At 57.4% G+C, this 244-nt stretch carries 1 pseudogene; it reads right to left on the bottom strand.

Annotated elements, in window-relative coordinates:
* Positions 1-230, bottom strand: a pseudogene (locus SB764_RS43760) (acyl-[acyl-carrier-protein]--UDP-N-acetylglucosamine O-acyltransferase); the annotation flags it as partial.
* Positions 231-244 lie beyond the last annotated feature (14 nt).

Below are 244 nucleotides of genomic sequence, written 5' to 3'. Positions count from 1 at the left end.
GCAATGACATAAGGAGGGACGTCCTGCGCCACACCGGAGCAGCCGCCAACCATCACGTGCGCACCAATGATGCAGAACTGATGGACTGCGGTCATGCCGCCGATGATCGCGAAGTCGTCAACCGATACGTGACCCGCCAGCGTTGCGTTGTTGGCGAGAATACAGCGGTTACCTACCGTACAATCGTGCGCAATGTGCGCGTTGATCATCAGTAAGTTGTCGCTGCCCACCTTCGTCAATCCAC

This window comes from Paraburkholderia sp. SIMBA_027, assembly GCF_046535315.1.
Taxonomy (GTDB): Bacteria; Pseudomonadota; Gammaproteobacteria; order Burkholderiales; family Burkholderiaceae; genus Paraburkholderia; species Paraburkholderia tropica.
Note: the sequence above shows the minus strand (reverse complement) of the source record. Positions and strands in the feature narration are given on the sequence as shown.